This window comes from Pseudomonas pudica, assembly GCF_015680405.1.
Taxonomy (GTDB): Bacteria; Pseudomonadota; Gammaproteobacteria; order Pseudomonadales; family Pseudomonadaceae; genus Aquipseudomonas; species Aquipseudomonas pudica.
Genome location: NZ_JADLJS010000080.1, coordinates 1 through 11,275 on the forward strand (window position 1 = coordinate 1; position 11,275 = coordinate 11,275).

The following is an 11,275-nucleotide window of genomic DNA, read 5'->3' on the forward strand; positions in this document are numbered from 1 at the left end:
CGCATCAAGCTGAGGCTCAATGGCCTGAGCCCTGTCGAGTACAGGACCCAGGCGGCAGCTTAAACTGTCCAACTTTTTGGGGGCAGTCCAAAAGCGGGCTTGCACTGTACCTGTGGGAGCTGGCTTGCCGGCGATGGGCCGCAAAGCGGCCCCGGCAATCTCAAGCCCTGAGCGAAACCACCGGCCACCCACGCATCTCGGCCTCCGCCCGCAATTTCGGGTCGGGGTCCACCGCCACCGCATGCGCCACCCGCTGCAACAGCGGCAAATCGTTCATCGAGTCGCTATAGAAATAGCTGTCCTCAAGGTCGAAACCGTTCTCCAGCATCCAGCGCTCCAGCCGCGTCACCTTGCCTTCACGGAAACACGGTATATCGGTACTACGCCCGGTATAGCGGCCATCACGCATCTCGCATTCGGTCGCCAGCAACACGCGAACCCCCAGGCGCCGGGCAATCGGTGCGGTGACGAAGCGATTGGTGGCGGTGATGATCACCAACTGGTCGCCAGCCTCGCGATGTTGCTGCAGCAAGCTCAGCGCCTTGGGCAGGATGATCGGCTCGATGCAGTCGCGCATGAAATCGCGGTGCCATTCGTCGAGCTGGAGTACCGGTGTTGCCGCAAGGATTTCCATGGAAAAGGCCAGGTAGGCCTGCAGGTCCAGTGTGCCGTTCAGGTATTCCTGATAGAAGCCATCGTTGCGTTGCTTGTAGGCAACCGGGTCGAGGATGCCGCGCTGGCAAAGGTAGTCGCCCCAGGCATGGTCGCTGTCGCCACCGAGGAGGGTATTGTCCAGGTCGAATAAAGCCAGGCGCATCGCGGTCACTCGCATCAGCCACAGGGTAGGCCCGCAGAATACGGAGTTTTCACGCTGCTGCACATAAGCTTGGCGGGCGCGTTGCTGCGCTCGCAAGCTTTGTGGAACAATGCGGTGACATGCGTTTGCGAGGTTGCTGCCGTGATCGACCCGGATGGTTTTCGCCCCAATGTCGGGATCATTCTCACGAATGATGCCGGGCAGGTGCTATGGGCTCGACGGATCAACCAGGATGCCTGGCAGTTTCCCCAGGGTGGCATCAACCCTGACGAGACGCCGGAAGATGCCCTGTACCGCGAGCTGAACGAAGAAGTTGGCCTTGAACGCGATGATGTGGAAATTCTTGCCTGCACCCGTGGCTGGTTGCGTTATCGTTTACCCCAGCGACTGGTGCGTACGCATAGCCAGCCGCTGTGCATCGGCCAGAAGCAGAAATGGTTCCTGCTGCGTCTGGTCAGCAACGAACAACGGGTGCGAATGGACCTGACCGGCAAGCCGGAGTTCGACGGCTGGCGCTGGGTCAGCTATTGGTACCCGCTGGGCCAGGTTGTGACATTCAAGCGCGAGGTCTACCGACGCGCCCTGAAAGAGCTAGCACCGCGTCTGCTGACGCGCGACTGACGACGGAGTTCGACCCCGAGCCATGCTCAATACGCTGCGCAAGATCGTCCAGGAAGTAAACTCCGCCAAAGATCTCAAGTCGGCGTTGGGGATCATTGTCTTGCGTGTCAAGGAGGCCATGGGCAGCCAAGTCTGCTCGGTCTACCTGCTCGACCCGGAAACCAACCGCTTCGTGCTGATGGCCACCGAAGGCCTGAACAAGCGCTCCATCGGCAAGGTCAGCATGGCCCCCAACGAAGGCCTGGTCGGCCTGGTTGGTACCCGGGAAGAGCCGCTGAACCTGGAAAACGCTGCCGACCACCCGCGTTATCGTTACTTTGCCGAAACCGGCGAAGAAAAATTCGCCTCCTTCCTCGGTGCGCCGATCATCCACCACCGCCGCGTGGTCGGGGTATTGGTCATCCAGCAAAAGGAGCGCCGCCAGTTCGACGAGGGCGAAGAAGCCTTCCTGGTCACCATGAGCGCCCAGCTCGCTGGTGTTATCGCCCACGCCGAGGCCACCGGCTCGATCCGTGGCCTGGGCCGCCAGGGCAAAGGCATCCAGGAAGCGCGCTTCGTCGGCGTACCGGGCTCGCCTGGCGCCGCCGTGGGTCGAGCAGTGGTTATGCTGCCGCCAGCCGATCTGGAAGTGGTACCGGACAAGACCGTCGATGACATCGACGCCGAACTGAAGCTTTTCCAGAACGCCCTCGAAGGCGTGCGCGACGACATGCGCAAGCTGTCGGCCAAGCTGGCCACCCAGCTGCGCCCGGAGGAGCGTGCACTGTTCGATGTGTACCTGATGATGCTTGAAGACGCTGCGTTGGGCGGTGAGGTGACCGAGGTCATCAAGACTGGCCAGTGGGCCCAGGGCGCCCTGCGTCAGGTGGTGGGCGAGCACGTCAACCGCTTCGAGTTGATGGACGATGACTACCTGCGCGAGCGCGCCTCCGACGTCAAGGACCTGGGCCGGCGTCTGCTGGCCTACTTGCAGGAAGCCCGGGCGCAGTCGCTGGTGTATGCCGACAACACCATCCTGGTCAGTGAAGAGCTGACCCCTGCGATGCTCGGCGAAGTGCCGGAAGGCAAGCTGGTCGGCCTGGTCTCGGTACTGGGCTCGGGCAACTCCCATGTCGCCATCCTGGCCCGCGCCATGGGCATCCCGACGGTGATGGGCCTGGTCGATCTGCCGTATTCCAAGGTCGACGGCATCGAGATGATCGTCGACGGCTACAAGGGCGAGGTGTTCACCAACCCCAGCGAAGTGCTGCGCAAGCAGTACAGCGACGTGGTCGAGGAGGAGCGCCAGCTGGCCCAGGGCCTGGATGCCCTGCGCGAACTGCCGTGCGTTACACCGGATGGTCACCGCATGCCGCTGTGGGTCAACACCGGCCTGCTCGCCGATGTTGCCCGTGCCCAGCAGCGCGGCGCCGAAGGGGTTGGGCTGTACCGCACCGAAGTGCCGTTCATGATCAACCAGCGCTTCCCCAGCGAGAAAGAGCAGTTGGCCATCTACCGTGAGCAGCTGGCGGCCTTCCACCCGCTGCCGGTGACCATGCGTACCCTCGACATCGGTGGCGACAAGTCGCTGTCGTACTTCCCGATCAAGGAAGAAAACCCGTTCCTCGGCTGGCGCGGCATCCGTGTCACCCTCGACCACCCGGAAATCTTCCTGGTGCAGACCCGCGCCATGCTCAAGGCCAGCGAGGGGCTGAACAACCTGCGTATCCTGCTGCCGATGATTTCCGGCATCCATGAGCTGGAAGAGGCGCTGCACCTGATCCACCGCGCCTGGGGCGAGGTGCGTGACGAAGGCACCGATGTGCCGATGCCGCCGGTTGGCGTGATGGTGGAAATTCCTGCGGCGGTGTACCAGACCAAGGAGCTGGCGCGGCAGGTGGACTTCCTGTCGGTCGGTTCCAACGACCTGACCCAGTACCTGCTGGCGGTGGACCGTAACAACCCGCGGGTCGCCGATCTTTACGACTACCTGCACCCGGCGGTGTTGCAGGCGCTGAACACAGTGGTGCGCGACGCCCATGGCGAAGGCAAGCCGGTGAGTATCTGCGGTGAGATGGCCGGTGATCCGGCAGCGGCGATCCTGTTGATGGCCATGGGCTTCGACAGCCTGTCGATGAACGCCACCAACCTGCCGAAGGTGAAGTGGATGCTGCGCCAGATCAACCTGGGCAAGGCCAAGGAATTGCTGACGGAGGCCCTGAGCCATGACAACCCGCAGGTTATCCACAGCTCGCTGCAACTGGCCCTGAAAAACCTTGGGTTGGCGCGGATGATCGGGCCTGGGGCCAATAAGACCCTCTGAATGTCAGGTGGCCTGTTCCGGCTCCTTCGCGGGTAAACCCGCTCCCACAGGTACAGCGCAGCCTTCAGATGCGGCGCAGTACCTGTGGGAGCGGGTTTACCCGCGAAGAGGCCGGCGCAAGCAACATCAAATTATCAGACAAGCAACTCAACTTCCCCCAAGTGTCCGCCAAATGGCCCGAAACTGCGCTCAATAAGCCGCCTTCTTCCCTGATCATCCACAATCAGCACCGTACTCGCCCGGGTCCCGTAGTTCTGGCTGGCAATGAACACACTCGATAGCAGCTTCTCGGTCGCCAACCCCACGCCCGTCTCTGGCAGCTCGCCCTCCGGCGCAGGCTCGGCATCGGCCAGCAACGCCAGCAAGCGCTGCGGCTCCGGCGTATCCAGCAATCCTTCCAGCCCACTACGCGCCTTCACCAGCTTCGGCCACGGCGTATCCAGCCCGGCGTTGGAAAGCCCGTAAACCCCAGTCTCCAGCAAGCGCGGCGCCGCGTCCCGGGCATGCAGATAGCCCAGCTGTCGCCCATCGCCCACCAGCAGGTTGAACCCTGAATACTGCCTGCTGCGGCTGGCCACCTGGTCCAGATACGCCTCGACCCCCAACTCCCCCTGCAGATACGCCGCCGCCAGCTCGCCCCGCGAGCGCGGCCCCAAAGTCTGCGCTGGGTCGCGAATATTGGTCAGCGCCGCGAACCGCCCCTGCGGGCCGACGCCCAGCCAGGTGCCGCCGGCTTCCAGGTCGCGCCCGGCATATACCCCGGGTGCATCCTCCCAGGCCGCCAGGGCTTGGGTGGGGCGGGCATAGAACTCATCGCGGTTGGCCGCCACGATCAGCGGCAGGGCATGCCCCGGCCGCCAGGCGAATACGATCAGGCACATCGGTCGGGCCTCTGGGTTTTTGCCACTGTACCCACAGCGGCGGGGAGGATCCATCCTGACACACTGTTCACTAGAGCCCCGAGCCCGGCTTCCGTTACCATGCCGCATTGTTTTCTCGGGGAAGACGAATGGAATTCGTGCTCTATCTGCTGTTGGGCGCCTGCGCCGGTGTGCTGGCCGGGCTGTTCGGCGTGGGCGGCGGTATCATCATCGTGCCGGTGCTGGTGTTCAGCTTCACCTTGCAGGGTTTCGACGCCTCTGTGCTCACCCACCTGGCTGTCGGTACGTCGCTGGCAACCATCGTCTTCACTTCGATCAATGCGGTGCTCGAGCACCATCGCAAGGGCGCGGTGCAATGGCCGATCTTCGCCTGGATGACCCTCGGCATCCTCCTTGGGGCCGGTGTCGGCGCCAAGACCGCCTCGCTGATCCAGGGGCCACTGCTGCAAAAGATCATCGGTGTGTTCGCCCTGGTCATCGCCGCGCAGATGGCCCTGGACCTCAAGCCCAAGGCCAGTCGTGGCATCCCCGGCAAGCCCGCGCTGGTTGGTGCAGGAGGGGTTATCGGCTGGGCCTCGGCCATTTTCGGCATCGGTGGCGGTTCGCTGACCGTGCCGTTCCTGACCTGGCGCAGCCTGCCCATGCAGCAGGCAGTGGCCACCTCTTCGGCCTGCGGCCTGCCGATTGCCTTGGCCAGCGCCCTGAGTTTCATGCTGCTGGGCTGGCACGAGGAACACCTACCGGCCCATAGCCTGGGGTACGTGTATTTGCCGGCGTTGGTCGGCATTGCCGTGACCAGCATGTTTTTCGCCCGCTTCGGCGCGCGCTTGGCGCACAAGCTGTCGCCACGTTTGTTGAAACGCCTGTTCGCAGCCCTGCTGTTCTGTGTCGGCCTCAGCTTTTTGATTTGAATCGAGAGGAAGTTCCATGCTGCCTTACCCGCAGATAGACCCCGTGGCCGTGGCCATCGGGCCGCTGAAAATCCATTGGTACGGCCTGATGTACCTGGTCGGTATCGGCGGTGCCTGGCTGCTCGCCTCGCGTCGGCTGAACCGCTTCGACCCCACCTGGACGCGCGAAAAGCTCTCCGACCTGGTGTTCTGGCTGTCGATGGGTGTGATCGTCGGTGGTCGCCTGGGCTACGTGCTGTTCTACGACCTGCACGCCTACCTGGCCAATCCGACGCTCATCTTCGAGGTGTGGAAGGGTGGCATGTCGTTCCACGGCGGTTTCATCGGTGTGATGCTGGCGGCCTTGTGGTTCGGCAAGCGCAACAACAAGTCGTTTTTCGAGCTGATGGACTTCGTCGCTCCGCTGGTGCCGATCGGCCTGGGTGCCGGGCGCATCGGCAACTTCATCAACGCCGAGCTGTGGGGCAAGGCCACCGACGTGCCATGGGCGATGGTCTTCCCGCCGTTCAGCGACCCGGCGCAGCTGCCGCGTCACCCATCGCAGCTGTACCAGTTCGCACTAGAAGGTGTGGCGCTGTTCCTGATCCTCTGGGCGTTCTCGCGCAAGCCGCGGCCGACCATGGCAGTATCCGGCATGTTCGCGCTGTTCTACGGCATCTTCCGTTTCATCGTCGAATTCGTCCGCGTACCGGATGCCCAGCTTGGCTACCTGGCCTGGGGCTGGCTGACCATGGGTCAGATTCTGTGCGTACCGATGATCCTGGCTGGCCTTGGCCTGATCTGGTGGGCTTATAATCGCAAGCCTACGGCGAAACCCGCCTGATTAATCCCACGGCAGGGGCGATCCTTCTGCCGTTTTTGCTACAGGTAAGCCATGAAACAGTATCTGGACCTGGTCCGCGACGTCATCGACAACGGCACGCTGCAGGGCAACCGCACCGGCATCCGCACCATCAGCCTGCCGGGCGCCATGCTGCGTTTCGACTTGCAGAAGGGCTTCCCGGCCATTACCACGCGCAAACTGGCGTTCAAGTCGGCGATCGGCGAAATGGTTGGTTTCCTGCGTGGCGTGAAGAACGCCGGTGAATTCCGCGAACTGGGCTGCAAGGTCTGGGACCAGAACGCCAACGAGAACGCCCAGTGGCTGGCCAACCCGTTCCGCCAGGGGCATGACGACCTGGGCGAGATCTACGGCGTGCAATGGCGCCAGTGGCCGGGCTACAAGCGCATCCCGCTGAGCAACCCGGCGGCCATCGAAATGGCCGAAAAAGCGGGGTTCCGCCGCATCGCCCAGGACGAGGAGGATGGCGTCGCGTTCGTCATCCTGTACAAAGCCATCGACCAGGTGCGCCAGTGCCTGGACACCATCGCCAACGACCCGGGCAGCCGCCGTATCCTGTTCCACGGCTGGAACTGTGCGCAGCTTGACGAGATGGCCCTGCCGCCGTGCCACCTGCTGTACCAGTTCCACCCGAATGTGGAGACCAGGGAAATTTCCCTGACCCTCTACATCCGCTCCAACGACCTGGGCCTGGGTACGCCGTTCAACCTCACCGAAGGCGCAGCGCTGCTGTCGCTGTTCGGCCGCCTGACCGGCTACACCCCTCGCTGGTTCACCTACTTCATCGGCGATGCCCATGTGTATGAGAACCACCTGGACATGCTCAACGAGCAGCTCAAGCGTGAGCCGCTGGAAGCGCCGAAGCTGGTGATCAGCGACCGCGTGCCGGCGTTTGCCGAGACGGGCAAGTACGAGCCGGAGTGGCTGGAGAAGATCGAGCCGAGCGACTTCTGGCTGGAAGGGTATGAGCACCATGCGCCGATGACGGCGCCGATGGCGGTGTGATCTTTCAGATTTCCGGGGCTGCTCTGCAGCCCTTTCGCCGGCAAGCCAGCTCCCACAGGACGGCGCTGCCAGTGGGGGCTGTGCAAAACCTGTGGGAGCCGGCTTGCCGGCGATTAGGCCCTTGGATCTTTCAATGCCCGTGACTTCGCCCCACATGCGAATGCTCGGTATCCGGCACCGATACCGCCCCGTTCGTCTCCAGTTGCTGCAAGATCGCGCACTCCGCCCCTTGCGCATTGCAGCGCCGTCGCAGCTCCACCAGCTGTTCCTGCAACGCCACCAGCCCATCGATCCGTGCCTGCACATGCTCGATATGCTCGTCGATCAGCGCATTGACGCTGCCGCACGAATCATCGGGGCTGTCACGCAGGCGTAGCAGGCTGCGAATCTCATCCAGGGTCATGTCCAGGGTGCGGCAGTTGCGGATGAAGGTGAGCCGCTCGACATGGGCCTGGGTGTAAAGCCGGTAGTTGCCGTCGCTGCGCGCCGGCTCCGGCAGCAGGTGTTCACGCTCGTAATAGCGGATGGTTTCCACGGCGCAGTCGGTGGCTTTGGCCAGTTCTCCGATCTTCATCACGAAATTCTCTAGCAAGTGGCTTGACCCTATAGTGGCTACAGGGTGTTCACTTGGCAACAGGCTCAAATTAAGGATGACCCCATGAACCAGCCTGTCAGCCACGAACACAAGCACGATCACCACGCTCATAGCTGCTGTGGCAGCGCTGCTGCGCCAGCTCTGGTCCAACTGAGCGAAAAGGCCAGCAGCCATGCCCAGTTCAGCCGTTTCCGCATCGAGGCCATGGATTGCCCTACCGAACAGACCCTGATCCAGGACAAGCTGGGCAAGCTGGCCGGTATCGAGCAACTGGAATTCAACCTGATCAACCGTGTGCTTGGCGTGCACCATACCCTGGCTGGCACCGCTGAAATCGAGCAGGCCATCGGCAGCCTGGGCATGAAAGCCGAGCCGCTTGGCGCCGAAGACGATGGCGCCGCCAGCGCAGCACAAGTGGCAAAGACCCGCTGGTGGCCGCTGGCGTTGGCCGGTATTGCCGCGGTCGCCGCCGAAATCGTGCACTTTGCCGCGCTGGCCCCGGAGTGGGTGGTGGCGGCGCTAGCGCTGGCAGCTATCCTCGGCTGTGGCCTGGGGACCTACAAGAAGGGCTGGATCGCCCTGAAAAACCGTAACCTCAACATAAACGCGCTGATGAGCATTGCCGTGACTGGTGCGGTGCTGATCGGCCAGTGGCCGGAAGCGGCCATGGTGATGGTGTTGTTCACCGTCGCCGAGCTGATCGAAGCCCGCTCGCTGGACCGGGCGCGCAATGCCATTGGTGGCCTGATGCAGCTCACCCCGGACATGGCCACCGTGCGCCAGGCCGATGGCCGGTGGCGGGAAGTGGAGGTGCGGGAGGTAGCCATCGGGGCCTTGGTGCGGGTACGCCCCGGCGAACGCATTGGCCTGGACGGTGAAGTGACCAGCGGGCAATCCAGTGTCGATCAGGCACCGATAACCGGCGAAAGCCTGCCCGTGGAAAAGGCTGTGGGCGACAAACTGTTCGCCGGCACCATCAACCAGGCAGGGGCACTGGAGTTCCGTGTTACCGCTGCTGCCGGGCAATCGACCCTGGCGCGGATCATCAAGGCCGTCGAGGAAGTGCAAGGCGCGCGGGCGCCTACCCAGCGTTTCGTCGATCGCTTTTCGCGCATCTACACCCCGGTGGTGTTTGCCATTGCCCTGGCCGTTGCGGTGATACCGCCGCTGTTCATGGCCGGTGCCTGGTTCGACTGGGTCTATCGCGCCCTGGTGCTGCTGGTGGTGGCCTGCCCATGCGCCCTCGTGATCTCGACGCCGGTGACCATCGTCAGCGGCCTGGCTGCTGCCGCGCGCAAGGGCATCCTGATCAAGGGTGGCGTGTACCTGGAAGGCGGGCGCCAGCTGGATTTCCTGGCCCTGGACAAGACCGGCACCATCACCCACGGCAAGCCGGTGCAGACCGACGCCAAGGTACTGGAGCCGCTGTTCGAAGGCCGCGCGCAAGCCCTGGCCGCCAGCCTGGGCGAGCGTTCGGACCACCCGGTTTCCCGCGCCATTGCCCAGTTCGGCAAGGAGCAAGGCCTGGCCTTGAGCGAGGTCGATGACTTCGCCGCCCTGGCTGGGCGTGGCGTGCGCGGTACCATCGCGGGTGAGGTTTACCACTTGGGTAACCACCGTCTGGTCGAGGAGTTGGGGCTGTGCTCGCCCGAGCTGGAGGCACAGCTGGATGCGCTGGAACGCCAGGGCAAGACCGTGGTGCTGCTGCTCGACCGCTCCGGCCCGTTGGCGCTGTTCGCGGTGGCCGACACGGTCAAGGAAAGCAGTCGCCAGGCCATCGCCGAGCTGCACGAGCTGGGCATCAAGACTGTCATGCTGACCGGTGACAATCCGCATACCGCCCAGGCCATCGCCACCGTGGTGGGTATCGACCGTGCCGAAGGCAACCTGCTGCCTGCCGACAAGCTCAAGAGCATCGAAACCCTGTACGCCCAGGGCCATCGGGTGGGCATGGTCGGTGACGGTATCAACGACGCCCCGGCGCTGGCCCGCGCCGAGATCGGTTTTGCCATGGCGGCGGCCGGTACCGACACCGCCATCGAGACCGCCGATGTGGCGCTGATGGATGACGACTTGCGGAAAATCCCGGCCTTCGTCAGGCTGTCGCGCCAAAGTGCGGCGATCCTCATGCAGAACATCGTTCTGGCGTTGGGCATCAAGGCGATATTCCTGGCGATCACCTTTGCCGGCATGGCCACCATGTGGATGGCGGTATTCGCCGACATGGGCGTGAGCCTGCTGGTGGTGTTCAACGGCTTGCGCCTGTTGCGCAAATAGAGGATGTGAATGCTGAGTTCGGAGCTGAAAGCCTTCTACATGGTGGCCCGCCTGGGCAGCATCACCCTGGCGGCGAAGAAGCTCGGGCTCAGCCAGCCCACGGTGACCACGCAGATTCGCAACCTGGAGAGCCAGTATGCGGTGGAGCTGTTCTACCGCGGCGGGCGGCGCCTGGTGCTGAGCGAGGAGGGCGTGCGCCTGCTGCCGATGGTCAAGGCACTGCTGCAGCAGGAGGCCGACATCGAGTTCGAGCTGCGCAACAGCGGCCAGGCCCAGGGCAGCTTGCGCATTGCTGCCACGGCGCCTTACTACATTCTCGACCTGGTGAAGATCTACCGCGAACGCCTGCCGCAGGTGGAAGTGGCGGTGGAAATCGGCAACTCGCAGCAGGTGCTGGAGATGCTCGAGGACTACCGGGTGGATATCGCCGCTTCGTCGCAACTGCTGGAAGACGCGCGGCTGGTGCGTCGGGTGCTGGGGACTGACCCGTTGGTGGTGGCGGTGCATCGCAACCACCCGTTGGCACACCGCCAGGCGGTGTCCATTGACGTGGTCGCCGGTCATTGCCTGCTGATGCGCGAGAAAGGCTCGACCACACGCAAGCTGACCGAGCAAATGATGCAGGAGGCCGGGGTGAAGGCCGGTGCCTTGCTGGAGATTGGCAGCCGCGAGTCGATCCGTGAGGCGGTACTGCGCAATATCGGCATCAGCGTGATTGCCCGGCACGAGGTGCCACACAACCCTGAGTTGCGAGTGCTGGCGCTGGAGAACGCGCCGGTGATGCATGAGTACCTGTATTGCCTGAAGGAGCGGCGCCAGGCGCGGTTGCCGGCGGCCTTCCTTGGGGTGGCGCAGGAAGTGGCCGGTTCGCACTTCTCATAGCCATGTAGTGGCTGTACCGGCCCAATCGCCGGCAAGCCAGCTCCCACAGTCGTGGACTGCCCCCAAAAAGTTGGACAGTTTAAGCTGCCGCCTGGGTCCTGTACTCGACAGGGCTCAGGCCATTGAGCCTCAGCTTGATGCGG

At 63.5% G+C, this 11,275-nt stretch carries 10 protein-coding genes; 7 read left to right on the forward strand and 3 right to left on the reverse strand.

The features are described 5' to 3' along the window. Positions 1-160: 160 nt before the first annotated feature. On the reverse strand, positions 161-817 hold the full coding sequence (locus IRZ77_RS26085; RefSeq protein ID WP_196174608.1) for a histidinol-phosphatase: 657 nt from the start codon (positions 815-817) through the stop codon (positions 161-163). Positions 818-958: 141 nt separating this feature from the next. On the opposite strand from IRZ77_RS26085, the gene IRZ77_RS26090 reads away from it, so the two are divergent. Together IRZ77_RS26090 and ptsP are read left to right on the forward strand one after the other, a co-directional pair. After that, positions 959-1,438: an RNA pyrophosphohydrolase gene (locus IRZ77_RS26090; RefSeq protein ID WP_003249017.1), complete on the forward strand. Its 480-nt coding sequence runs from the start codon at positions 959-961 to the stop codon at positions 1,436-1,438. Positions 1,439-1,460: 22 nt separating this feature from the next. After that, entirely contained in the window at positions 1,461-3,740 is a 2,280-nt protein-coding gene (gene ptsP, locus IRZ77_RS26095) for a phosphoenolpyruvate--protein phosphotransferase (RefSeq protein WP_023660917.1), read from the forward strand. A gap of 134 nt (positions 3,741-3,874) precedes the next feature. Here ptsP and IRZ77_RS26100 read toward each other — a convergent pair whose 3' ends face one another. Further along, positions 3,875-4,621, reverse strand: a complete 747-nt coding sequence (locus IRZ77_RS26100; RefSeq protein ID WP_196174609.1) for an NRDE family protein — start codon at positions 4,619-4,621, stop codon at positions 3,875-3,877. Between the two features lie 128 nt (positions 4,622-4,749). On the opposite strand from IRZ77_RS26100, the gene IRZ77_RS26105 reads away from it, so the two are divergent. From IRZ77_RS26105 to IRZ77_RS26115, 3 genes are read left to right on the forward strand one after another with little or no spacing between them, the layout of a single operon-like run. Continuing rightward, complete coding sequence (locus IRZ77_RS26105) at positions 4,750-5,532, forward strand: sulfite exporter TauE/SafE family protein (protein ID WP_046613580.1); 783 nt, start codon at positions 4,750-4,752, stop codon at positions 5,530-5,532. Positions 5,533-5,548: 16 nt separating this feature from the next. After that, positions 5,549-6,355 carry a prolipoprotein diacylglyceryl transferase gene (gene lgt / locus IRZ77_RS26110; protein WP_013974665.1) on the forward strand — a complete coding sequence of 269 codons (807 nt, stop codon included), beginning with the start codon at positions 5,549-5,551 and terminating at the stop codon, positions 6,353-6,355. Between the two features lie 51 nt (positions 6,356-6,406). Continuing rightward, complete coding sequence (locus tag IRZ77_RS26115; protein WP_013974664.1) at positions 6,407-7,378, forward strand: thymidylate synthase; 972 nt, start codon at positions 6,407-6,409, stop codon at positions 7,376-7,378. A gap of 130 nt (positions 7,379-7,508) precedes the next feature. Here IRZ77_RS26115 and cadR read toward each other — a convergent pair whose 3' ends face one another. Further along, positions 7,509-7,952: a cadmium resistance transcriptional regulator CadR gene (gene cadR / locus IRZ77_RS26120; RefSeq protein WP_046613578.1), complete on the reverse strand. Its 444-nt coding sequence runs from the start codon at positions 7,950-7,952 to the stop codon at positions 7,509-7,511. Positions 7,953-8,036: 84 nt separating this feature from the next. Between cadR and IRZ77_RS26125 the strand changes: the two genes are divergently transcribed. Together IRZ77_RS26125 and IRZ77_RS26130 are read left to right on the forward strand one after the other, a co-directional pair. After that, positions 8,037-10,250, forward strand: a complete 2,214-nt coding sequence (locus tag IRZ77_RS26125) for a heavy metal translocating P-type ATPase (protein ID WP_196174610.1) — start codon at positions 8,037-8,039, stop codon at positions 10,248-10,250. Positions 10,251-10,259: 9 nt separating this feature from the next. Continuing rightward, positions 10,260-11,132: a LysR family transcriptional regulator gene (locus IRZ77_RS26130; protein WP_046613576.1), complete on the forward strand. Its 873-nt coding sequence runs from the start codon at positions 10,260-10,262 to the stop codon at positions 11,130-11,132. Positions 11,133-11,275: the final 143 nt, after the last annotated feature.

Coding starts and splice junctions, on each gene's coding strand:
- IRZ77_RS26105 (WP_046613580.1), top strand. CDS start 4,750: ATGGAATTCGTGCTCTATCTGCTGTTGGGCGCCTGCGCCGGTGTGCTG.
- IRZ77_RS26100 (WP_196174609.1), bottom strand. CDS start 4,621: ATGTGCCTGATCGTATTCGCCTGGCGGCCGGGGCATGCCCTGCCGCTG.
- IRZ77_RS26125 (WP_196174610.1), top strand. CDS start 8,037: ATGAACCAGCCTGTCAGCCACGAACACAAGCACGATCACCACGCTCAT.
- cadR (WP_046613578.1), bottom strand. CDS start 7,952: ATGAAGATCGGAGAACTGGCCAAAGCCACCGACTGCGCCGTGGAAACC.
- lgt (WP_013974665.1), top strand. CDS start 5,549: ATGCTGCCTTACCCGCAGATAGACCCCGTGGCCGTGGCCATCGGGCCG.
- IRZ77_RS26115 (WP_013974664.1), top strand. CDS start 6,407: ATGAAACAGTATCTGGACCTGGTCCGCGACGTCATCGACAACGGCACG.
- ptsP (WP_023660917.1), top strand. CDS start 1,461: ATGCTCAATACGCTGCGCAAGATCGTCCAGGAAGTAAACTCCGCCAAA.
- IRZ77_RS26130 (WP_046613576.1), top strand. CDS start 10,260: ATGCTGAGTTCGGAGCTGAAAGCCTTCTACATGGTGGCCCGCCTGGGC.
- IRZ77_RS26085 (WP_196174608.1), bottom strand. CDS start 817: ATGCGCCTGGCTTTATTCGACCTGGACAATACCCTCCTCGGTGGCGAC.